At 59.0% G+C, this 24340-nt stretch carries 15 protein-coding genes; 4 read left to right on the top strand and 11 right to left on the bottom strand.

Annotation, left to right across the window (positions count from 1 at the left end; translation table 11 throughout):
* Positions 1-205 precede the first annotated feature (205 nt).
* From Q0D41_RS05680 to Q0D41_RS05670, 3 genes are all read right to left on the bottom strand, one after another.
* A complete protein-coding gene (locus Q0D41_RS05680) occupies positions 206-4579 on the bottom strand; it encodes a DNA-directed RNA polymerase subunit beta' (protein WP_294376488.1) in 4374 nt (1457 codons plus the stop codon).
* Positions 4580-8173 carry a DNA-directed RNA polymerase subunit beta gene (locus Q0D41_RS05675; RefSeq protein ID WP_294376487.1) on the bottom strand — a complete coding sequence of 1198 codons (3594 nt, stop codon included), beginning with the start codon at positions 8171-8173 and terminating at the stop codon, positions 4580-4582. It abuts the gene before it with no gap.
* A gap of 495 nt (positions 8174-8668) precedes the next feature.
* Positions 8669-9628, bottom strand: a complete 960-nt coding sequence (locus Q0D41_RS05670) for a DMT family transporter (RefSeq protein WP_294376486.1) — start codon at positions 9626-9628, stop codon at positions 8669-8671.
* A gap of 270 nt (positions 9629-9898) precedes the next feature.
* Here Q0D41_RS05670 and Q0D41_RS05665 point away from each other — a divergent pair, with 270 nt between their 5' ends.
* Positions 9899-10813 carry a LysR family transcriptional regulator gene (locus tag Q0D41_RS05665; protein WP_294376484.1) on the top strand — a complete coding sequence of 305 codons (915 nt, stop codon included), beginning with the start codon at positions 9899-9901 and terminating at the stop codon, positions 10811-10813.
* Positions 10814-11034: 221 nt separating this feature from the next.
* On the opposite strand, the gene Q0D41_RS05660 is transcribed toward Q0D41_RS05665, so the two are convergent.
* Complete coding sequence (locus Q0D41_RS05660; RefSeq protein WP_294376482.1) at positions 11035-12378, bottom strand: LCP family protein; 1344 nt, start codon at positions 12376-12378, stop codon at positions 11035-11037.
* 230 nt (positions 12379-12608) lie between these two features.
* Positions 12609-13742 carry an LCP family protein gene (locus tag Q0D41_RS05655; protein ID WP_294376480.1) on the bottom strand — a complete coding sequence of 378 codons (1134 nt, stop codon included), beginning with the start codon at positions 13740-13742 and terminating at the stop codon, positions 12609-12611.
* Between the two features lie 250 nt (positions 13743-13992).
* Here Q0D41_RS05655 and Q0D41_RS05650 point away from each other — a divergent pair, with 250 nt between their 5' ends.
* Complete coding sequence (locus tag Q0D41_RS05650) at positions 13993-15570, top strand: polysaccharide deacetylase family protein (protein ID WP_294376476.1); 1578 nt, start codon at positions 13993-13995, stop codon at positions 15568-15570.
* Between the two features lie 60 nt (positions 15571-15630).
* Here the strand turns inward: Q0D41_RS05650 and Q0D41_RS05645 are convergent, their stop codons facing one another.
* A complete protein-coding gene (locus tag Q0D41_RS05645) occupies positions 15631-15921 on the bottom strand; it encodes a winged helix-turn-helix domain-containing protein (protein WP_294376473.1) in 291 nt (96 codons plus the stop codon).
* A 346-nt stretch (positions 15922-16267) separates the two neighbouring features.
* On the opposite strand from Q0D41_RS05645, the gene Q0D41_RS05640 reads away from it, so the two are divergent.
* Both Q0D41_RS05640 and Q0D41_RS05635 read left to right on the top strand, forming a co-directional pair.
* A complete protein-coding gene (locus Q0D41_RS05640) occupies positions 16268-17713 on the top strand; it encodes a Sapep family Mn(2+)-dependent dipeptidase (RefSeq protein ID WP_367113812.1) in 1446 nt (481 codons plus the stop codon).
* Between the two features lie 195 nt (positions 17714-17908).
* Positions 17909-18532, top strand: a complete 624-nt coding sequence (locus tag Q0D41_RS05635) for a LytR C-terminal domain-containing protein (protein WP_294376469.1) — start codon at positions 17909-17911, stop codon at positions 18530-18532.
* 175 nt (positions 18533-18707) lie between these two features.
* Here the strand turns inward: Q0D41_RS05635 and Q0D41_RS05630 are convergent, their stop codons facing one another.
* From Q0D41_RS05630 to Q0D41_RS05610, 5 genes are all read right to left on the bottom strand, one after another.
* On the bottom strand, positions 18708-20159 hold the full coding sequence (locus tag Q0D41_RS05630; RefSeq protein WP_294376467.1) for a uracil-xanthine permease family protein: 1452 nt from the start codon (positions 20157-20159) through the stop codon (positions 18708-18710).
* Between the two features lie 88 nt (positions 20160-20247).
* Complete coding sequence (locus Q0D41_RS05625) at positions 20248-20880, bottom strand: xanthine phosphoribosyltransferase (RefSeq protein WP_294376464.1); 633 nt, start codon at positions 20878-20880, stop codon at positions 20248-20250.
* 315 nt (positions 20881-21195) lie between these two features.
* Positions 21196-22188, bottom strand: a complete 993-nt coding sequence (pstA, locus tag Q0D41_RS05620) for a phosphate ABC transporter permease PstA (RefSeq protein WP_294376461.1) — start codon at positions 22186-22188, stop codon at positions 21196-21198.
* Positions 22178-23086: a phosphate ABC transporter permease subunit PstC gene (gene pstC, locus Q0D41_RS05615; RefSeq protein WP_294376459.1), complete on the bottom strand. Its 909-nt coding sequence runs from the start codon at positions 23084-23086 to the stop codon at positions 22178-22180. The genes pstA and pstC overlap by 11 nt, the downstream gene beginning before the upstream one ends.
* Before the next feature lie 141 nt (positions 23087-23227).
* Positions 23228-24175, bottom strand: a complete 948-nt coding sequence (locus Q0D41_RS05610) for a phosphate ABC transporter substrate-binding protein PstS family protein (RefSeq protein WP_294376456.1) — start codon at positions 24173-24175, stop codon at positions 23228-23230.
* Positions 24176-24340 lie beyond the last annotated feature (165 nt).

Here is a 24340-nt window from a genome sequence, read left to right as displayed (position 1 = left end):
AAGCATGCTGCAGCAACGGGCACAAGGGCGTGAGCTGCGCTCATGATTCGTATCTTTGCCATAGTTTGCAACCGCCCACCCAGCTGGCAGCACAAAGAAAGCGTCCAGCGATGGGGCGATTCCACGGAAAGCCCCGCCTCCAAACGCAAAAATGCCGCCCCAGTTTCCCGGAGCGGCATTCAATATCGATTATGCGAATCGCACGTTACTCTTCGTCTTCGTCAGACTCGGCTTCGTGCTTCTCGCTCGTCTCGCCGAAGCCCAAGTCGCCCAGGCCGCCCAGCAGGGCGTCGAGTTCGCTCAGGTCGCGATGGTAGCTGCGCGGCGGCAGAGCCTCGCCCAGCATTTCCTCGCCTTCGGTGCTGAACGTCGCCGGCGAATCGCCGCCGATGAGCACCGTGTCGTCGGGGCTGAAGACCATGTCGAGCAGCTGGCTCATGTCGTCGTTGGACGCAGCCAGGTCGTCCTCGATGAGATAGCTCAGGCTATGCTCGGCAAGGCCGGTCTTGAGCTCTTCGATGGCCTTGGCGCCAATGCCTTCGATGCGCAGAAGCTCATCTTCGGTATAGCCGACCAAGTCGCCAACGGTCTCGATGCCCGCTTCGCTGAACTTGTTAGCCCAGCGCTGCGAAACACCCAGGTCGTCGTAGAGGTACAGACGCGCGTCCTCGTCGGAGAGCTGGTTGGCGCGGCCACCGCGGAAGCTGCCGCCGCCGAAGTAGTTGCCGTAGCCACCCATGTAGTTCTCGTCGAGCGACCAGTCCTGAGGCTGAGGCAGCAGGTCTTCGATCTCGCGAAGCTCACGCGGCGCGTAATCGGGCAGCTGCTCCTCGCCCTCGGGATGCACGGGAGCACCCTTGTAGGTGAGGCCGACCTTGTGGTAGCGAGGAAGACCCGTACCGGCAGGAATCGGCTTGCCGATGATGACGTTCTCCTTCAGACCGGCGAGCACGTCGGTCTTGCCCTCGATCGCGGCGTCGGTGAGAACCTTGGTGGTCTCCTGGAACGACGCGGCCGACAGGAACGAGTCGGTGGCCAACGAAGCCTTGGTGATGCCGAGCAGCAGGGGCTGGCCCACGGGAGGCTGCTTGCCTTCTGCAATGAGTTCGTTGGCAACGCGCTCGAACTCGTGGCGGTTCACCTGGCGGCCGGGCAGAAGCTCGGAATCGCCAGCCTCCATGACAACGACCTTGCGCAGCATCTGACGTGCGATGACCTCGATGTGCTTGTCGTTGATGTCTACGCCCTGGGACACGTACACGTCCTGGACCTGAGCAACGATGTAGCGCAGCGTGGTGTTCGGGTCGGTCAAACGCAGCAAGTCGTGCGGGTTCACAGAACCCTTGGTGAGCTGCTGGCCAACCTTCACAGCGCAGCCGTTGATGATGCCAGGCAGCATCTGCGCGCGCGCCGAAACGACGTACTCGCGGAAGTTGCCCTCGGTGTCATGCACGGTGAGCGTCTTGGTGGTCTTGTCGCCGGTAATCTGCAGGGTACCTGCGATTTCGGCGAGCACAGCCTGGCCCTTAGGCTTGCGAGCCTCGAAAAGCTCGGTAACACGAGGCAGACCGTGCGTAATGTCGTCGCCAGCAACGCCGCCGGCGTGGAACGTACGCATGGTGAGCTGCGTGCCCGGCTCGCCAATGGACTGAGCGGCGATAATGCCGACCGCAGTGCCAATGTTCACCGGACGGCCCGTGGCCAAGTCCCAACCGTAGCACTTCTGGCATACGCCATGCTCAGCGTGGCAGGTCATGACCGTGCGAATGACGACTGTGTCAATGCCGGCAGCCTCAAACGCCTTGAGCTGATCCATGCTGGTGATGTAATCGCCAGCGAGCAGATCGCCCGTGTCCTCGAGCAGGCAGCGACCGATGAGGTTCTCGTCGATCTCGCCCTTCTCGTTGTGCAGCGGGTAGGGAACGCCCTCAGGCGTGCCGCAGTCGATCTCGCGAACGATAACGTCCTGCGCGACGTCGACCAGACGACGAGTCAGGTAACCCGAGTCAGCCGTACGCAGAGCGGTGTCGGTCATACCCTTACGAGTACCGTGCGTGGAGATGAAGTACTCCAGAACCGAAAGGCCCTCGCGGAAGTTCGACTTAACCGGGCGGTCGATGGTGCCACCCTTGGTGTTGCCCATGAGGCCGCGCATACCAGCCAGCTGGCGAATCTGCTTGATGTTACCACGAGCACCAGAGTCGGCCATCATGTAGATGGGGTTGTACTGGTCGAAGTTGGCAGCCATGGCTTCGCCGATTTCCTCGGTGGTGTCGTTCCAAATGTCAACGACCTGCTTATGGCGCTCTTCAGGGCTCATGAGGCCCATCTCGTAGTCTTCATCGATCGCGTCGACCTTGGCGTCGGCGGCGGCGAGCAGCTCAGCCTTGTTCGGCGGCATGGTGGCATCGAAAACGGACACCGTGATGCCAGCCTTGGTGGCGTAGTGGTAGCCAGCGTTCTTCAAGCCGTCCAAAATGCCCGGCATATCGGAAACGTCGTAGCGGTTCGAGCACTCTTCGATGAGGCGGCCGATTTCCTTCTTGTTCACAACATAGTTGACGAACTGATGGTCCTCAGGCAGCACATTGTTGAAGATGATGCGGCCGATGCTCGTTTCGAAACGCTCGCCAGCCTTCACGGTCTCGAAATCGCTGAACGACTTCGCGATCTGCATGTCGCGCGTAGCGCGCACCGAAATGCGAGCCTGAATGTCAACGCCCGTACCAGCCTCAAACTCGTCGAAAGCGTCCTTGACGCTCGCGAAGACGCGGCCCTCGCCCGGGAAGCCATCGCGAACCGTGGTGAGGAAGTACATACCGATGATCATGTCCTGAGTAGGAATGGTCAGCGGGCGTCCATGAGCCGGCGACTTGATGTTGTTGGCAGACAGCATGAGCACGCGAGCCTCAGCCTGGGCTTCGTTGCCCAGCGGCACGTGCACAGCCATCTGGTCGCCGTCGAAGTCGGCGTTGAACGCGGTGCAGACCAGCGGGTGCAGCTTGATGGCCTTACCCTCGACGAGCACGGGCTCGAAGGCCTGAATGCCCAGACGGTGCAGGGTAGGTGCGCGGTTCAGCAGCACGGGGTGGTCGACGATGACCTCTTCGAGGACATCCCACACGTAGCTTGCGCCACGGTCGACAGCGCGCTTAGCAGCCTTGATGTTGGCGGCGTACTCGAGCTCGACCAGGCGCTTCATAACGAAGGGCTTGAACAGCTCCAGAGCCATCTGCTGCGGCAGGCCGCACTGGTGAATCTTCAGCTGAGGACCAACGACGATAACCGAACGGCCAGAGTAGTCGACGCGCTTGCCGAGCAGGTTCTGGCGGAAGCGGCCCTGCTTGCCCTTGAGCATGTCAGAGAGCGACTTCAGCGGACGGTTGCCCGGACCCGTGACGGGGCGGCCACGACGGCCGTTGTCGAACAGCGAGTCGACAGCTTCCTGAAGCATGCGCTTCTCGTTGTTCACGATGATCTCGGGAGCACCGAGGTCGAGCAGGCGCTTCAAGCGGTTGTTGCGGTTGATCACGCGACGATACAGGTCGTTGAGGTCGCTCGTTGCGAAGCGGCCACCGTCGAGCTGCACCATGGGGCGCAAATCGGGCGGGATAACCGGAATGACGTCAAGAATCATGTCGGAAGGCTTGTTGTCGCTCTTCATGAAAGCGTCAACGACCTTCAGGCGCTTAATAGCCTTGGCGCGCTTCTGGCCCTTGCCATTCTCGATGGTATCTTTGAGCTCTTCAGCAACGGCTTCCAGGTCCATGTCGTCGAGCAGGTCGCGCACGGCCTCGGCGCCCATTCCACCATGGAAGTAGTCGCTGTAGTTCATGCGCATCTCGCGATACAGGGCCTCGTCGGGCACGAGCTGCTTCGGCACGATCTTCAAGAACGCGTCGAACGCCTCGGTGCGCAGAGCCTTGCGCTCGTTGTATTCGTCATAGATGTCGGCGATTTCAGCCTCGACCTCTTCGGGCTCCATGCGCTCGTCGTCGTCGATCTCGTCGGCGAACTCGTCGTCTTCCGGAACGTATTCCGTGGACAGGCGGCGGGTGGCCTCAATCAGGCGATCGCGCTCGGCATCGAGTTCTTCAAGGTCGGCGGCGAGCTCGTCGCGCAACTCTTCGACATCCTCATCGCGAGCCTCGGTATCGACCCAGGTCACAATGGAGCTGGCGAAGTACAGAACCTTCTCGAGCTCTTTCGGGGCAATGTCGAGCAGGTAGCCCAAGCGGCTCGGGGAGCCCTTGAAGTACCAAATGTGGCTCACGGGAGCCGCGAGCTCGATGTGGCCCATACGCTCGCGACGAACCTTGCTGCGGGTAACTTCAACGCCGCAGCGCTCGCACACGATGCCCTTGAAGCGAACGCGCTTGTACTTGCCGCAGGCGCATTCCCAGTCTTTGGTAGGGCCAAAAATTTTCTCGCAGAACAAGCCGTCCTTTTCGGGCTTGAGCGTGCGGTAGTTGATGGTTTCGGCCTTCTTGACCTCGCCATGCGACCAGCTGCGAATATCCTCGGCGCTCGCGAGAGAGATGCGCAGGGCGCTGAAGTTGCTCACGTCGTAATCGCTCATTTACTCTTCCTCTCCTTCGCCGAAGGTGAACTTCGGCTCATCGGAGCCGATCAGGCTCTCGACATCGGGGTTCGCGTCGGTCACGTCGTTCATCATGCTCTGAAGGTCGGCAGCGATGTCGCTCAGGGCATCGGCCTGTTCCTTCTCGGTCTTGGAAGCGTCGTTCATCATGTTCGAGAGCATGTCGTCGTCGCCCTCGTTGTGATGACGGCTCGCCATGGCCGCCTTGGCTTCGAGCTCGGCAGCGTCGAAGTCGATCGCCTTGTGGTCTTCGCCGATCATCTCGACGTTGAGGCCCAAGGACTTGATTTCCTTCAACAGAACCTTGAACGACTCGGGCACCTCCGCGGGCGGGATGTTCTCGCCCTTGACGATGGCCTCGTACGCCTTCACGCGGCCCGACGTGTCGTCGGACTTGATGGTCAAAATCTCCTGCAGCACGTTGGAAGCGCCGTACGCATACAGCGCCCAAACTTCCATCTCGCCGAAGCGCTGGCCGCCGAACTGGGCCTTGCCGCCGAGAGGCTGCTGGGTGATGAGGCTGTAAGGGCCGGTCGAACGTGCGTGGATCTTGTCGTCGACCATGTGGCCCAACTTCAAGATGTACGGGAAGCCGACCGTGATGGGTTCGCGGAAACGCTCGCCCGTGCGGCCGTCGTAGAGCCACGTTTTGCCGAACTCGTTGAGCTGCGGCACGAACTCGTCGCGGGCCATATCGCCGTACTTCGCATGGTTCAGGTTGATGAGGTTGCGGTTCGCCTTGCCAATGACGTCGACGATTTCTTCCTCGGTCGCGCCGTCGAACACGGGGGTTGCGACGTACTTCGGACCTTCGACGGCCTCGGTGGTTTCGGCCTCATCGGACCAACCCCACTTAGCAGCCCAGCCAAGGTGGCATTCGAGCAGCTGGCCGACGTTCATACGGGAAGGAACGCCCAGGGGGTTCAGCATGACGTCGATCGGCGTGCCGTCGGCGAGGTAAGGCATGTCCTCAACAGGCAGAACGCGAGAGATAACACCCTTGTTGCCGTGGCGGCCGGACAACTTATCGCCCTGCTGCACCTTACGCTTCTGGGCGATGTACACGCGCACGAGCTCGTTGACGCCCGGAGCCATGTCGTCGCCGTTTTCACGGCTGAAGCGATAGATGCCCACAACGCGGCCACCGGCGCCATGAGGAACCTTGAGGGACGTGTCGCGAACCTCACGAGCCTTGTCGCCGAAGATGGCGCGCAGCAAGCGCTCCTCAGCGGTGAGCTCGGTTTCGCCCTTCGGGGTGACCTTGCCGACCAGAACGTCGCCAGGGAACACCTCGGCGCCAACGCGAATGATGCCGTCGGCATCGAGGTCGGCAATCATGTCGTCGGAGATGTTCGGAATCTCGCGAGTGATTTCCTCGGGGCCGAGCTTCGTGTCGCGAGCGTCGACTTCGTATTCAGAAATATGGATAGACGTGAGCAGGTCTTCAGCAACAACGCGCTCGGACACGATGATAGCGTCCTCGTAGTTGTAGCCTTCCCAGGTCATGTAAGCGACCATGAGGTTCTGACCAAGCGCCAGCTCTGCGTGGTCGCAGCTGGGGCCGTCGGCCAAAACGTCGCCCGCATGGACTTCGTCGCCCTTGCGCACGATAGGCTTGTTGTTGATGCAGCCGCTCTGGTTGGAACGCTGGAACTTCGGAACCAGGTACTCGTCGAACTCGCCTTCATCGTTCTTGATGATGATGGTGGAGCCGTCGACGTAGTCGACCACGCCGGGGTTCTGGGCAACGAGCACTTCGCCCGAGTCAACCGCGATGCGGTGCTCGATGCCGGTGCCGACGTACGGCGCGTGGGGTTGCAGCAAAGGCACAGCCTGACGCTGCATGTTCGAACCCATGAGGGCGCGGTTTGCGTCGTCGTGCTCCAAGAACGGAATGAGCGAGGTAGCGACAGAAGTCATCTGGCGAGGAGACACGTCCATGTAACCAACGCGCTCGGGAGCGACTTCCTCAGGCTCGCCGAAGACGCCGTCGGCGTCACGGGTGCGGCAAAGAATCTTTTCAGACGGCACGAACACGCCATCGATGGTCTCGCCGAACACGCGCGTCTCGGGGTCGAACTTCTCCATTGCCTGAGCGATGGCGTAGTTCTCTTCCTCGTCGGCGGTGAGGTAGTCGACCTCGTCGGTCACCTTGCCGTCGATAACGCGACGGTACGGGGTCTCGATGAAGCCATAGCTGTTCACGCGGGCGAAGGTCGCCAGCGAGCCGATAAGGCCGATGTTCGGGCCTTCAGGCGTCTCGATGGGGCACATGCGGCCGTAGTGCGAATTGTGAACGTCGCGAACCTCGAAGCCTGCGCGCTCACGCGACAGACCGCCAGGGCCCAGAGCAGACAGACGACGCTTGTGCGTGATGCCTGCGGCGGGATTTGCCTGGTCCATGAACTGCGACAGCTGCGAAGAGCCGAAGAATTCCTTGATGGCAGCCACGATGGGGCGAATGTTCACGAGGCTCTGCGGAGTGATTTCGTCAGGCTCCTGCATGCTCATGCGCTCGCGTACAACGCGCTCCATGCGCGAAAGGCCGATGCGGAACTGGTTCTGGATGAGCTCGCCGACCGTGCGGATACGACGGTTGCCGAAATGGTCGATGTCGTCGACCTGGTAGCCCTCTTCGCCCTCGTGGAGAGCGACGATGTAGCGCATGGTTGCGACGATGTCTTCAATGGTGAGCGTGGAAGCGTCGAATTCGGGATCGAAGCCGAGCTTCTTGTTCGCCTTGTAGCGGCCGACCTTGGCGAGGTCATAACGCTGCGGGTTGAAGAACAGGCCGTCGAGCAGCGTGCGCGCAGAATCGATCGTAGGCGGCTCGCCCGGACGGAAGCGCTTGTACAGCTCGATGAGCGCCTCTTCCTTGGTGGTCGCGGGGTCGCGGTCGAGCGTGCGCAGCACCATCTCGGAGCTGCCGAGGATATCGATGATTTCTTCGCGGGTGTCGGCGATGCCGAGGGCGCGCAGAAGCAGCGTGGCCGGCTGCTTACGCTTGCGGTCGATGCGAACCGACAGAATGTCGCGCTTGTCGGTCTCGAACTCGAGCCATGCGCCGCGGGAAGGAATGACCTTCGCGCCGTAGATGGTCTTGTCGGACGTCTTGTCGCGCTCGGCGCTGAAATAGATGCCGGGCGAGCGAACGAGCTGGGAAACCACAACGCGCTCGGTGCCGTTGATAATGAACGTGCCACGAGGGGTCATGAGCGGGAAATCGCCCATGAACAGGTCGTTCTGATCTTTGATTTCGCCGGTCTCACGGTTGATGAAGCGAATCTTGGCATAGAGGGGCGCCTGATACGAGACGTCTTTCTCTTTGCACTCGTCGACGGTGTACTTCGGCTCGCCGAAGTGATGCTCGCCGAGCTCGACGCACATATCTTTGGTCGAGTTCTCGATGGGGCACACGTCGTTGAAGGCTTCGGTGATGCCTTCTTCCATGAACCACTTGAAACTGTCGGTCTGGATGGCGATGAGGTTGGGGACATCGACGATGCCAGGGATCTTCGCGAACGAATGACGCTCCCTGTATACGCCGGCGCCGGTCTTTTCTGCCTTGGCCACAGGTCTTCCTTCCTTTGGGGTAAAAAGACGATATTCTTACCGTTTCGGCAGCCCTTTGGGCATACTTTCACGGCTAATTACGCAAACGTAAAATTTAAACACATTGAGAAATTAAGTCAAGACTTTTTTTCACGAACTGTGTTGAGTTTCTGGTTTTAGAGATTTCCTTCAAGGGCTGGAACAGGCAAAACGGCATGCGACAATCTTTTAGTTACTTGGTTTCTCTTTGATAGTAGGTCTTGTACCTGTTAAAAGCTACGAGCATTTTGCAGGTTTGACAACCTCGCTATCGCCGCTTCCCCATCAATCGCCCGCCACCTGCTAAACGCTACGAGCATTTTGCAGGTGGCGGATTCAAAAAGCGGGACCCACAAGGACGGGATTGGGCAAGAAAAAAAGCCGTTCTTTCGAACGGCTTTCAAGAAACATCCGCAACCCTGAGGGCGCGCTTTGGGGAAGATCGCGGCCCTCGGAGAGAGAAGACGGCGCGAATGCTTACAGCGAGTGATTCATGCTCGTACGAGCCTGCGCAACCTCGAAGGCGGGGTCGAATGCGGGAAGCTCTTCGACCTGGTCTTTTTCGGCGCGAGAATCGAGCAGCGTGGCGGCAACGGTGCAGCCCACGATAATCGCGGCGCCCAGAACGCCCATCATCGAGAGCACCTCGCCGAGCGCGAAGAAGGAAATGATTGCCGTGACAACGGGTTCGGAGCACAGAATGACAGAAACGGTCGCGGCGGGAATGTGCGCGAGCGCCTTATTCTGCAGCCAGAACGCCAAGCACGTGCCGGCGATGGCAAGGAAGGCCACCGCAGCCCACGTGCCCACCGAAACGGCGCCGAAAACAGGCGCGGGCTCGGTCGCAACCGCGCCGCCCAGAGAGAACAAGAAAGCTCCGCCGGTCTGCACGGCCGACATGGCGGCAGGGCCGATTTCGGAAAGGCCGCGCTCGGAAAGCACGATGCCCAGCGCGAACAACGCGGAAGAGCCCAAGCCCACGAACTCACCCATGCCGAATGACAGCGCTCCGCCGTTGCAGCACAGAAGGTAGAGACCGGCGAGTACCGCGATTTGCAGAACCAGCGTGCTCAGGCGATACGTGCGGCGCATAAGCGCGAGCGCAATCACCGGAGTAAACAGCATCGGCAGCGAAATGAAGAAGCCCGCGTTGGTGGCGCTCGTCATATCGACGGCCAGCGAGCTCGCGACAAACGCGACCGCGTACACGATGCCGACAGGGAGCCACGCGCTCACGCGGGAGCCGCGCAGGCCTTTGACAATCTGTTTGCCAAACAGAACCATAAACAAAGCGAAGGCAAGGCCAAAACGAAGGGTCTGGCACCACAGCGGAGAAATCTCGCCATAAGCAACCTTCATAACGACGTTGTCTGCGCCGTAGAAAATCGCCTGCAGCACAACGAATGCCGCAAATACCATGTTCTTACCCTGTGTCACTTTGAGCCGTCCTCTTTCTTCAATAAGCGCAAGAAGCTCCAAGGCCTTATCGAAGAGCCTTGAAACCACTTGCTTGTTTTGGGTGTTTACGGGAGCTTCATCATCGTTTCGGCGGTCGCCATTGCCTATTTCGACTTCCCGATGATGCGTATACTACGAGGTTGTTGAAATAAAGTAAAACTAGAGTATTTTGTAATAGGTAAAGAGTTTCTTATACCCCGTTGATTTCACACGTAAAGAAGGGAATCGCAGGAGAAACGGCAGGTTTTCATGACGTCGAAGTATGAAGCCTTTGTGTTGGCGGCCGAGACGGGAAGCTTCAAAAGCACCGCCGAGCAGCTTGGCTACACCCAAGCGGGCATCAGCTACATGATGAGCTCGCTCGAATCCGAAATGGGCACGGCGCTTTTCACGCGCGACCATTCGGGCGTTCGCCTTACCGAGGACGGCCGCAACCTTTTACCTTGGATTCAAGACGTGTGCACGAGCGAGCGAGCGCTTCAAGCGCGTTTGGGCGAAGTGAGGCATTTGGAAAGCGGCACGGTGCGCGTCGCCGCGTTCGCATCGACCGCCATTCGCTGGCTGCCGGGCATCGTGGATGAATTCACGAACGCCCACCCAAAAGTCGAACTCGAATTCGCATGTTTCGAAGACCAAAGAACGATCGAGGAAGGCGTACTGCACGGAGAGCTCGACTGCGGGTTCATCGTTTTGCCGCCTCAGGAAAAGTTTTTCGTCATACCCCTGGTCCAAGACCCGATTTATGTCGCGCTGGCTCCGCACCACCCCCTCGCCCAAGAAGACTTCTTCCCCCGCGAGGCGCTTGCAAGCGAGCCGTACATCAAGATTCGAAACCCAGGCTACACCGAATTCGACGCCGTATTCGACCGACATGAAGTTGTGCCGCGCACGCGTTTCGTCATGGATAACGACTTCGCCGTTATGGGCATGGTGAATAAAGGTCTCGGCTACAGCCTTTTCCCAAAACTCATTTTGCGCAAGGCGCCCTTCCAGCTTGCGCGCATCGAGCTGGAGATTCCCACCCACCGCGAACTCGGAATCGCCATGCGTTCATGGGATCGCGCATCCATGGCAGCGAAGGCGTTCGTCGAAACTGTTCGAACCTGGGTTGCCGCTTGGGACGAGCGCGTTGAATTCGATGAGCGCTGGGACAATCTGGGATAGCGGCAAAACGCCGCACGCGGAAAACCTCCGCATATGCAACGCGGCCGAGGCACCATGCCCCGGCCGCGTTTTTTCGTTCTTTTAGAAATGTCGCCGAAAGAAAGCGTCTCGGTTACGCTGGGAACCGTGACGCCCCCGCGCAAATGACCCGCAAAGAGACAATGCGGCCGTTTCAGCAACCGCGGCGCCCCACCGCGCACAGAGCAGCCACAGGGAAAGGCTTAGCCCTTGTAGTCTTTGCCCACGATGATCAAATAGGAGCCCTCGTAGGTGTAGCTGCCATCGTTTACCGTAGGAGTGCCACAGCCAAGCAGCTTGGCGATGCTCTTCGCGACGCTTTCGTCGGTTCCTTTGTCGTAAATGACGAGCGTCTTGCTGTAGTTGTACGAATCGGCATCGAGCGTATTCGTCACGTCGTAGCCCTTATTCGTAAGCGTGCTTGCAGCCGTGGCGGCAACGCCCGACACGCCGCTTCCGTTTTGAACTTCGACCTGTTCACCGTGGCCGTAGTCGGAAAGGCTCGATTCCTCGCCGTTCAAAACGGCTTGAGCCACCGCTTCTCCGCCGATGCTGCCGTCGGTCACGCCGCCGTTATTCATCGAAGCGGACTCGTCGGGCGTAGGAGAAAGGCCCTGATCAATGCGCTTCATCATGGCTGCCCAAGCCTCGTTATTGCTGTATTCGTACCAACCGCCGTCTTCATACGATGAAGTGGTCGGGTTCATGGTCGAATAGATATCGGTAGACGGGTCCATGCCTCGCATCGAATTGGCAACAGCGGCGATGTCGGTCACCGACATATCGGTGGTGACATAGTCGCACAACGCCGTAACCGTATTCGCCATGGTTGCCGGATCGCTGGCCAGCAGTTTTTTCGCAATCGCGCCAAGCACCATGCGCTGGTTCGCCGCGCGGTAGTAGTCGCCGCCACCGTAGCCGGCCGCTTCATACGCATTGCGCGAGCGGCACAAAATAAGCGCCTGATCGCCATTGATCGTTTGTTCACCCGCATCAACATGGCCGCCCGCATCGGCATCGTCGATGGTGATGGGAACGTTCACATCGACCCCGCCAAGCGCATCGACCACAGATTTGAAGCCATCGAAGTTGATTTCGGCATAATGGGAAATAGGCACGCCGGCAAATTGTGAGACGGTTTTCACCATAAGAGCCGGACCGCCATAGGTATAGGCCGAATTGATTTTTCCAACGCCATACCCTTCAATGTTCACAAGCGTGTCGCGCTCAATCGAAACAAGCGTCACTTTCTTCTGAACAGGGTCAATGCGCGCCAGCATCGTCGAGTCGCTTCGATAACTGTCCCCATATTCGCCACTTGCATCGCGCTCTTGGGATTTATCGGTACCCATAAGGAGCATATAGAATGGCTCGGCGAGCGATTTATCGGTCAGGGCAAGTTGCGTATCTTCATCGATACCCTTCGACAGCTTGCCATTCAGAACGCCCATATACGCGAAAGCCGCGCCAACGCCAACGACCGCAAGAGCCACCACTGCAGCAATAACCCCGACAATGACCTTCTTCCGCTTTTTGCGCGAGCGCATTCGGGAGTATTCCGAACCCGCGCTCTCTCGAGAATAGGGAACCGAAGTGCGAGAAGAGTCGCCAGACCCGTATGCCCTTCTGGAATAAGAACGAACCGTAGAAGCGCCATCTTCTTGGCCCGACCCCTGAACGCGCGGAGTGCTTGAGAAGCGAGCATTTTCGCTCCCCGAACGATTGTCTAAAGAATCTCGTCGACGAGACACCATGCAGCCTCCCTTATTGAACGATTTTAGCTATTGTCCCTTACCGTTCCATCAAGCGTTCCGCCATCGTTGACATTGCGCTTTTCGTCTTCATATGGAGGCAGGCCATCATCGACGCGGGTCATCATCTTTCGCCACGCCTCGTTGTCGCTGTATTCGATATACATTCCGTTTTCGTAGGCGGAAATGGTCGGATTCATCGCGGACCAGATATTATTCTCAGTATCGATGCCACGCATGCTGTTCGCAACAGACACGATATCGGTAACGCTCATATCGGTCGTAACGTAATCGCACAGCGTCGCAATCGACGTAGCCATCGTCGCAGGATCGCTCTCCATGAGCTTCTTGGCAATCGCGCCAATTACCATTCTTTGGTTCGCGGCACGATAAAAGTCGCCACCGCTGTAGCCGGCTTCTTCATACGCGTTGCGCGCTCGGCAAAGAATCAACGCCTGCTCGCCATTGAGCGTTTGAAGGCCAGCGTCCACGTGACCGCCGGCATCGGCGTCGTCGATTTCCATAGGAACGTCGACTTCAATGCCGCCAAGGGCATCAACAACGTCCTTGAAGCCATCGAAATCGATAGATGCATAGTGGGAAATAGGCACGCCGGCAAACGTCGATACCGTGCTCACAACAAGAGGAGCACCGCCAAACGCGGCGGAAGCGTTGAGCTTATTCGGTCCGTAGCCTTCGATGTTCACATACGTGTCGCGCTCGATCGAGACAAGCGCAACCGTTTTCTGTTGAGGATCGATTCGCGCAAGAATCATCGAATCGCTTCGGAAGGTATCGCCGTAAGCCCCCGATTCCCTGCGCTCTTCAGAAGAGTCGGTGCCCATGATGAGACAGTAAAACGGGTCGCCTGGCTGAACCGCTTCGGACGAAAGCGTAGCTTTCAACTCGTCGTCGATATTGTTTTGCAGCTTGTCATTCAGGGAATTCATGTACACGACGCCCGCAAACGCCACGCCGCCAGCCGCAAGAAGAAGTACCAGCACAACAGCGAGCACAACGAACGGCCACTTTCGCCGCTTCTTGGGAATCGCGTAGGAATCACGCGAATAGCTATTATATCCAACTTGGTTTTGGCCGCCAGCCGGAAGGTTGTAGCCCATTTTGCTGACGCCATATTTGTGTTTGTTTTTATTATTCATGGGGCCATTATCTCTTGAAGCGGGGAAAATTGTAAAGACACCACGCAAGAGCCCCATACCTTAACACAAGGTGACAGCGAAACAAACCGTCCGAAATTCCCCGGAGCCCGTTTCGCCCGAAACCCTCGAGATTGTCGGCTCATAGCGTTAATTGTCGACTCGTAGCATTATCAGCGCGCGGCGCGCTACACTAGAGTTCAAGCAAACCTGAAACCAGACTGTTTCTTTATTGACCAACCGAGGAGCGAGAGTGTCGCACGATAACGACTTTCCCGAAAATCACGACGCACTGCGCACGCGTACGCATGCTCGCCCTCGCCCGGCCAAAAAGCCGCTTTCGGCGCAAGAGGGGCAGCGCATTCCCGCGCGTCGCGCCGATGAGCGCGCATACCCGGTCGAAGCGCCCAGCCGTTCGACCGAGCCGCGCGCGCCGCGCACCCAAATTCCCACCGATTTGCGCGCGACGCACACCCACGTGCTCACCGACTCACGTGCGCCGCGTGCCCACGTGCCCACCGAGCCGCACATGCCGACAAATAGAAAGCCCGCCGACTCCCGCGCTCAGCGCGTCCAGGCGTCCGGCGAGCCGCGCCCGTCCCGCGCTCACGTGCCCGCTGAGCCGCGCCCGTCCCGTAACCAAGCGCCCGTTTCCCGAGCGTCAATGTCGAAGCCCCCAAAAACCGCATTCGCCATTGCGGGCGTATGCGTTGTGCTCGCGCTCGCCCTGTTCGGCGTCGTGCACTGGCAAAACACCAAGCCCATCGACGTCATGGTAAACGGCCAAGAGCTGCAGCTGCCCCGCGCCGCAACCGTAAACGATGCATTCGAGGCGGCAGGCTCACCCGCAACGGCGGGCAATATGCTCGATATTGACGGCGAGCTGCTGCAAGAGGGCAGCGGCACGGCGTATACGGCAACGCTCGACGGGCAGGAACTCGACCCCGCCACCGCAGCCGACACGCCGCTCGATGGCCACACGAGCATTGATTTCGCAAACGGCGTCGATGTCGAAGAGCCATCCAACACGGCCGAAAACCAGCCTATCGCCCACGGCGTCCAAGACGTTGGACATGGACCGCTGCATATCGTCGCCCAAAAAGGGCAAGATGGCTCAGGCACGATCAAAACCGGCCAGGTTTCTGGAAAACAGCAGGTCGTCGAGGTAACAAGCGACCCCGTCGATACCGTTATGAAGCGCTGCTACCCCGACACGCAAGGCGAAAAAGTCGTGGCGCTCACCTTCGACGACGGCCCATGGGACGATACCAACGAGCTGCTCGACGTGCTGCGCGACAATGGCGCGAAAGCCACGTTCTTCACCGTTGGCAATCGAATTTCGGGCAATGGGGTCGACACCGTGAAACGCGAGGTCGCCGAGGGGCACCAAGTCGCCACCCACACATGGGATCATGCGGCGGGCGACGGCCAAAGCGTGAACCTTTCTTATATGAGCGCCGAACAGCAGCGCGAAGAAATCACGAAGGGCTTTCAGGCAATCGAAGACGCCACCGGACAAAAGCCAAGTTTCGTGATGCGCGCGCCCGGAGGCAACTTCCCCACCGAAGTTTGGAGCAACGTGGAAGACCTCGTGGTTGCCGACATTGGTTGGGACGTCGACACCACCGACTGGAAGCGACCAGAGGCGAGCCGCATCGCAGCAGAGCTTATGAGGGTCACGCCCGGCGACATCGTGCTCATGCATGATGGCGGCGGAAATCGCGAGAACACCATCGAGGGCCTGCGCATCGCCCTGCCGAAACTCGCGCAAGACGGCTGGAAGTTCGTCACGATTGACGAGCTTATGAAATACCCTACGAAAGACAGCTAAAAATGGGGCAGCGTATTTTTCGAACGCTGCCCCATTTGGCTAATTTAAATTGCGCGTGTTCTATTCGATACCAACCAAAAACGCCTTCCCCGCCGGCGTAACAGAAAGGGCGTTGGCAAGGCGGCCGCCATCGTCCCGATAACGCGCCTCACTGCTTACGAGCCCCGACTTGACAAGTCGGCCAATCGCCGCATGAACGCGATACTCGCTCACACCAACAACCTTCGCCAGCTCCCTGCGCGAAAGCGAAGCCGGCTCGCCGTTTTGCTTTTCGTAACGCGCGACAAGACGCAGGATGGATACCGTAACTACAGCAACGTCGTCCCAGCTCGTACGGCCATGGCCCGCCATGGAACCGCCTCCTTCACCGAAGTTGCGCCTTCCGCCGTATCTAAGGCAAACGCGACTTCTCCCTCATATGCGTCGACGACGAATCTTGCAACACACGCCAACGATGACTCTCGCAAATTGATGAACCGTATAATAGGAGACCCCTCCCCCATCGTCAATTAAAAAAACGAGAGTATCCCCTATTGGCACGCGAACGGCGCCAAGCACGGCGACAAGCCGCGAAATAGCAGATAGCACCTCTTTATTTCGAACAGCTTGCCCAAATTGCCGCATAACCCAAGCGTGGGCATCGCCAAGCGGTAAAATGAAGCCATCCACCCCGAACAAGAGAGAGGATGAGGGGATTATGGCAGAAATGAAAGACGCGGCATTCCTTGCCGAAGCCGACAGCTGGATCGACGCCCATTGGGAAGAGATCGTCGAAGAAATCGGCAATCTCGTCGCCGTTCCAAGCGTCGTCGACTTCGACGCCGCCACGCCCGAGCACCCCAGCGGCCCCGACGCGCACGCCGGCATGACGGCGGCGCTCGACTTGGCTTCTCGCCTGGGCTTTCCGACTACCGATGAGGCGGGCGAAATTGGTTGGGCCGACCTCGAGGGCGAAAGCGAAACCCAGCTCGGCATGATTTGCCACGCCGACGTTGTGGTGCCGGGCGTCGGCTGGACGAGCGACCCGTGGACCATGCAGCGCCGCGACGGCTTCCTTATCGGCCGCGGCGTGCTCGACGACAAAGGCCCGCTTGTCGTTTCGCTGTACGCCATGAAGTTCTTCGCCGAGCGCTGCGAAGCCGAAGGCAAGAAACTCCCCTACACCATTCGCATGCTTGTAGGCACCAATGAGGAAACCGGAACCATGAAAGACGTGGGCTATTACCTCGCCCACCACAAAGCTCCCGCGTTCCTGTTCACGTCCGACGCCGAATTCTCGGTATGCTACGGCGAAAAGGGCGGTTTCGACGGCCTGATCACGTCGAAGAAGTTCGAAGGCGGCAATATCGTCGACTTCACCACGGGCGACGCGGCCACCAATGCCGTCCCCAGCCAGGCAACCCTCGTCGTGAAGGCAAACGCTGCTGAGCTGCCCGCGCCTGCCGGCTTCGAAGTAACCGACGCCGGCGACGGCTGCGCGAAGATCGTCGCCACGGGCAAGGGCGGCCACGCATCGCTGCCCGAGGGCACGATCAACGCCATTGGCATGCTCGCGCGCTATGCGCTTGAGCACGACCTCTGTAGCGAGGACGAGGCCGAATTCCTGCGCCTCGCCGTGAAGATCATGGACTCCACCGACGGCAGCTCCATCGGAATCGACACGGCCGACGCTTACTTCGATCCGCTGACCTGTATCGCGGGCACCATCCACATGGTCGATGCCCACCTGGAGCTCACCATCGACATTCGCTACCCCACGTCCATCACGAACGACGAGCTGCAGGCGAAGATTGCCGCCGTCGCTGCCGATTACCATGCGACCTGCGAAAACACGCTGACCCTGGTCCCGTTCCTCGTCGACCCGCAGAGCCCCGCAATCCAAATGCTCGCTTCCTCGTACCACGACGCCACCGGCCTCGATGGCGACCCGTTCACCATCGGCGGCGGTACCTACGCGCGCGAATTCCCGTGCGCTGCGAGCTTCGGCCCCGAAGACCCGCACGACGAATACCCCGAGTGGGTCGGTCCCATGCACGGCGCCGATGAGGGCATTTCCGAGGAAACGCTGCGCCGCGCCATGCGCACCTACATCCTGGCGATTAAGCGCCTGATGGAAATCGACCTCGAGTCCTTGGCCAAATAAAGCCCACGCAAGGCGCGAGGCTCCACCAAGAGCCCCTTGCCACGCGCAACTCCGCCCCGACGTCCCCTGCTGGCGCCGGGGCGGTTTTTTGTCGCGATTTTCACGCCGCCCCTCACCCGCCAAGGCCCACACACGTCGCACGACTGCGCTACAATAGATGCACTTTGTACCCCCTCTTGCATTTTAGGAGGCTCCGTGAACAACGGATTCACCCACAACCAAGCACGCATCCCCGCCGCACGCGCAACGGGTTTCGCCCTTGCGATTCTCCTTCTCGCCTGCGGCGCTTCCCTTTTGAGCTCATGCGGCCATGAGCCCGAGAAGGCCACGCCGCCCGCCCAAACCGAAACGCAAAGCGCCAACGCGGCTTCAACCGAAACGAGCAAAGAAGCCACCCCGACCTCGACGGAAGAGGGCAACGTCGACAAGACCGCCGACGAGAAAGCCAAGCAGGACGATTCCGCGAAAGCCGCCAAACATCAAGGCGCCTACGCCATCGCCATTCGCAACGGAGGCGGCGCAGACGGTCTTGCGGGCGCCGCTCAGGCGAAACTCGTAGCCGCGGGCCTCACCGAAGACAATCACACCTACGCGCTCGATTCATACGCGATCGCAGGAGGCCTCGCCCCCACGACCGTCGTATACGTAAAGGGCACGGGCGACGATGCCGCCGATGTTAAAGCTGAAGCGGAAAAGGTCGTTTCCGCACTGGGGCTTGGCAGCGTGCAGACTTTCGACGAAGCCACCGCGGGCGAATCGATGGATGAATTCGATATTTTCGTCATCGTTGGCAAAGATGCGCTGGGCACGTTGCAATAAAAAGCATCCGGCCCATAGAACAAGCATCCCGGCAATATCAAAAGAAGAGGGAGGCGCTGCACAAGCACGCCTCCCTCTTTCTTCATCAGCGGTTTTAGCCTATGGGTCATAAGCCACGGTTTTGATTAAATGAATCCAGCTTGGGAATCGCTTTCCCTCGCCTTCACGCATTCCGTCATGACTTCGCTGCGACAGCCCTGGTCTCTTCCAGTCGCACAGCATCGAATTCCGCGCGTGCGTCGTTTTCCTCTTGAGCCTCCCTATAATGCTCGGCCGCACCTTCGGCCTCGGCTCCATCGACGGAAATGTTTTTCGGCAACACGAGGTTCGCGATAACCGCCACCAAGAACACCACAGCCACGCAGTTATCGGCAAATACGTTCTGCAGCATTTCAGGCAGCAGAACGAAAATCTCGGACACCTGAGTGAAGCCAATGCCAATGGAAAGCGACAGCGCCGCAATAAGAATGTTGCGTTGCGTAAAACCGGCGCGAGCGATCATCTGGAAACCGCTCACGATGATATTGCCGAACATCATAATGGTGCAGCCGCCAAGCACAGCATCGGGCAACGAGGAAAACACCACGCTGATAACCGGCAGAAACGCCGCAAGAATCATAATGATGGCGCCCGTGGCGATTGCGCGGCGATTCACGACCTTCGTCATGGCGACCAAGCCCACGTTTTGCGAGAAGCTCGTGATAGGCAAGCAGCCAAAACATGCGGAGACCGAGCTTACGAAGCCGTCGCACGCAATAGAGCCCGAAAGCTCCTTCTCGCGCACGTCGCGCCCCAGGCCGACCATGGCAAGCGCTGAGGTGTCGCCGATGGTTTCGGTCGCGGAAACCAAGAAGATGAGCGTAACCGCCAGAATGGCCGAGGGGTGGAACTCGGGGGCAAAAGGCATGAATTCGGGAATAGAAACGGGCTTTGCGGAAGCGAACCCCGAAAAATCGACCATACCCATGAAGAGTGCCGCAACATAGCCAATGACCAGGCCAAACAAAACCGAAAGCTGTTTGGTTTTACCCTTCGCCATAATCTGGAACACCAGGCACGAGATAAGCGCGATGCTGCCGAGCGCGATATTTTGCGGCGAGCCGAAATCGGGCGAGCCCGAGCCGCCGCCAAACGATGCGGCACCAACCGAAAGCAGCGAAAAACCAATGGACGTTACCACCACAGCCGCCACGATGGGGGAAATGAGCCAGCGCCAATACTTCGCGAACAGGCCCAGCACGCCCTCAATCAGGCCGCCCACCATAATGGCGCCAATTGCCGCATTGAAGCCATACGTCGCCGCAACGCCGCACAGCACCGTGACGAATGTAAAGCTGATGCCCATAACAATAGGCAACCCCGAGCCAATACGGCCCGCGAGGGGGAACAGCTGCACGAGCGTGCCAATGCCTGCAATGAGCATGGCGCTTTGCACGAGCGAGCCCGTTGTCGCGGAATCAAGACCGGCAGCGCCCGCGACAATAAGAATCGGCGCGAGGTTGGCAACGAACATCGCCAAGATATGCTGCACGCCATAAGGAATTGCGCGCAACCAAGGGATTTTGCCATCGAGACGGTACAGATCGGTGTGATTGAAACCTTGAGCTGCGGTTTCTACTTTCGACATGGGGCGTCCTTTATTCGCGTTCGGTTTTCTGACAAATAAAAAAGGCTCGCTGCCGCATGCGGCAGCGAGCCCATCTCTTCAAAATTATTTATGCTTCGCAGGTTTCCACGGTCAGCTCGTGGCTCGGCGCAGGCTCGCCAGCTTGGCGGAACGTGATCTGGCCCGTGGTGGGGTCCATTGCGTCGACAATGGCGAGCGACTCCAGGTGGTAGCCGCGCTCACGCAAGCTCGCGCCGCCGGGCTGGAAACCCTTCTCAACCGCAATGCCGATGCCTTCAACCGTAGCGCCAGCCGCTTCGACGATCTCGAGCAGGCCATTGAGCGCGCAGCCGTTCGCCAAAAAGTCATCGATGATAAGCACATGGTCTTCAGGACCAATGAACTTTTTGGACACGATAACGTCGAACACCTTGCCATGCGTAAAGCTCTGGATGCGCGTGCGATACATTTCGCCATCAAGGTTAATAGACTGGGCCTTTTTCGCAAATACCACAGGGGCATTGTCGAAATGACGGGCAGCCATGCAGGCAATTCCGATACCAGAAGCCTCGATGGTAAGGATTTTATTGACAGGGGCATCGGCGAACAGGCGCTTGAATTCCGCACCCATCGCATCAAGCAGCTCGATATCGATGCGATGGTTCAAAAAACCGTCAACCTTCAAAACGCCCTCGGCCTTCACCACGCCGTCACGTTGAATGCGATCTTCGAGAAGCTTCACGCCCTACCCTTTCTCTTGCGGCAGCCAGCACGCCACCAGCTCATGCAGTTATAAGTAGGTAGTTTAGCAGCTAACCGAGAAAGAGGGAGAAATGAATCGCGGGAGCCAAAAATCAGCGCAACACCCCGGGCGGCCGCTTTTCACGCCCCAATGCCAATGCGATCGCAAGAAAATGCACGATGTGCGTAGCCTTTTCTCCCATGCATGTCGCAATCTCTTGCGCCCGCTGCAAAACGCCTGGTCAAAAGGTTACGCTTTTTTGCTGCATACCACCATGTCCGAATAGGGTACGCACTTCGTGCGTTTTTTCGCAATCTAGCGCGTGTTCTTGCTGGCCAAGCGACCGAAAAATCGGGCAAGCAGGTTGAATGCCAGGATGCACACCATGAGCACCGCGGCAGCACCGCTCGAAACCGCGTCAAGGTCGGGCACCACGCCTTCGCTGTTGATCTTCCAAATATGAACCGCGAGCGTTTCTGCCGGGCGGAACACGTTCCACGGGCACGACGCGCTCGAGAAATCGAGGCTCGTGAAATCGAGCATCGGCGCCGACTGGCCCGCCGTGTAAATGAGCGCCGCAGCCTCGCCGAACACACGCCCCGCCGACAAAATGATGCCCGTGATAATAGCAGGCAACGCCGCGGGAAGCAGCACGTGAATGGTGGTCTCCCAACGGCTCGCGCCGAGCGCCAAGCCGCCTTCGCGCTGGTCGTTGGGAATTGCCTCGAGCGCCTGCTGAATAACGCGCACCAAAATGGGCAGGTTGAACATCGTGAGCGCCAAAGCGCCCGACAGAATGCTGAAACCCCAGCCCATTTGCAGCACGAAGAACAGGAATCCGAACAGGCCAACCACAATGGAAGGCAACGACGAGAGCGCCTCGATAGCAGTTTTCACGAAATGCGTCAGACGGTTCTTCGGGGCATACTCGGTAAGGTAAATCGCGCCGCCAAGCGCGATAGGCACCGAAATGAGCAGCGTGAGCACCAATAAATAGAACGAGTTGAACAGCTCGGGGCCAATGCCGCCGCCTTCCTTGAACTGCTCGGGCTTGCCCGTGAGGAAGCTCACGTCGAACAGCTTGCCCGCGCCGCTCACCAAAATGTATGCGATAAGAGAAAACAGCAGCACGCAAATCGCAGCCACGATGGCAAACAGCACCCCGGTGGCGAATTTGTCCTGCAGGGCAATACGGCGAGCAAGGGCGCCTTCCGCCTTCTCGCTTTGCACTCGCTTCGGCGCACCTTGGGGCGCGCACGTTCCTGTGGCACCCTCCTCGGCGGCCATTTCGACAACACTAGCGACCATTGGCGTTCAGGCCTCCCTTGCGCTCGATGAAATGAATGATGGAAATGAACACGAACGACATCGCCAAAAGCAGCAAGGCAAGCGACCACAGCACATCGGAATACACCGTGCCCATCATCTCATTACCAATGCCCATGGTCAGCACGCTCGTAAGGGTTGACGCAGGGGTGAATAGGCCGTCGGGCACTTGCGCCGCGTTGCCGATAACCATCTGAACGGCAAGCGCCTCGCCGAACGCGCGGGTCATGCCCAGCACCACTGCCGTGCACAGCGAGGGCATGGCCGCACGCAGCACCACATGCCAAATGGTCTGCCATCGACTCGCGCCCACGCCATAGGCGCCTTCGCGATATGCCTTCGGCACGGCCGTGAGCGCATCGATGGAAAGCGACGTAATTGTGGGAAGGATCATCACGGCGAGCACGATCGATCCCGAGAAGATGCCAAACCCTGTGGTATTTGACCAACCACGGCACCATGCGACGACAATCGTGAGGCCAATAAGGCCATATACGACCGACGGAATGCCGACGAGCAACTCGACGACCGGCTGGAACACCGTTCGGCCGAACTTCGGCGAAATCTCAACCACAAAAATGGCCGACCCCAGAGCGAACGGCAAGGCAAGCAGCGTGGAAAGCAGCGTAACCGAGAACGATCCGACGATCATGGGCAGCGCGCCCACTGTAGGCGCACCCGACGCATCGGCCTGATGCGGGTTCCACGTGGTTCCCGTGAAAAACGCCGCCGGCGAAACGCCATCGACGAAAAATGTGGCCAAACCATGCTGGGCAACCATAAACACGAGCGTTGCCACAAGCAACACGATGAGCGTCACGCATGCGCCCGAAAGCGCGCGGCCCACATTGTCGAGTCTCTTTTTCGACAGAGATGCCACTGCTTTAAACCCGCCTTTCAAACATACGCGGGCCCGAGCCGAAGCGAGTAGCCGCCGCTTCGGCATCGCGCCCTTCAAGCTTGCGCCGAACGCGCAAAAAGCCCGACCGCGCCACGTGCAGCCGGGCTGAATTTTCGCGAATTAAAGCTTGGTCACATTGCCGTCGGCGTCGCGGGAAACCTTCATGCCGGAAACCGAGATGTAGCCGTTCTCGGAAACCAGGCTGCCCTGGACCTCGTCGCTCATCATGAAGTCGATGAACGCCTGGGTGGCCTCGTCGGCATCCTTGGCGGTGTACATGTGCTCGTAAGCCCAGATCTTCCAGTCGTTGGTCTCGACCGTAGAGGTTTCGGGCTTCACGCCGTCAACGGAAAGCGCCTTGATGCTGCTGTCGTAGTAAGAGAACGCCAGGTAGGAAATCGCGCCCGGGGTGTCTTTGACCATCTTGGCCGCCGTGCCCGAGGAATCCTGCTCCTGGGGCTTGAAGCTGTCAGGCACCTTGGTGCCGTTGAGCACAGCCTTCTCGAACACCGCGCGCGTGCCGGAACCGGATGCGCGGTTGATAACCGTGATCTCGAGGTCCTGGCCGCCAACCTCTTTCCAGTTGGTGATTTCGCCCGTAAAGATTTTCTTCAGGTCGTCCATCTTGATATCGTCGATGGAGACTTCGCTGTTCACCACAGGGCCCATGCCCACAACGCACACCTTGTTATCGGTGAGTTTTTCGGCATCGGACTTGTTGTCGAGCTTTTCTTCGGCGAACACGTCGGAGTTGCCGATCTGCACCGCGCCCTGCACGATCTGCGTAATGCCCTGGCCAGAGCCGCCGCCTTGCACGGTGATGGTGACGCCAGAGTTTTCAGCCTGGAACTTTTCGGCCGCAGCCTCAACGAGCGGCTGAAGCGCAGTGGAGCCAACCGCGGTAATGGAGCCCGCGAGCGCCTTGGTCTCGGTCGATGCAGCGGCATTATCGCCCGAGCCGGAATTGGAGTTGCTCGAGCATCCAACCAAGCCGCCCAGACCGGCAAGAATAACGGTGCTGCCCGCGACGGTGAGGAAGCGGCGGCGGCTCATGGAGTAGTTTTGCATGATGTGCGTTCCTTTCGGATGATGGTTCCCTTCCATGGGTTCTCATCTTGAAGGGCACGCGTCATGCTCACGTCAGGGCAACGTCAAAGACGGGTAAAGCATTCCCAGCCCGCTAAACGCTCGAACCTGTTAAATGCTCGCACCAGTTGTATGCTCGCAGCGTTT

Source organism: uncultured Slackia sp., from assembly GCF_934630525.1.
Classification (GTDB): domain Bacteria; phylum Actinomycetota; class Coriobacteriia; order Coriobacteriales; family Eggerthellaceae; genus Slackia.
This window is presented reverse-complemented; position numbering and strand designations above follow the sequence as displayed.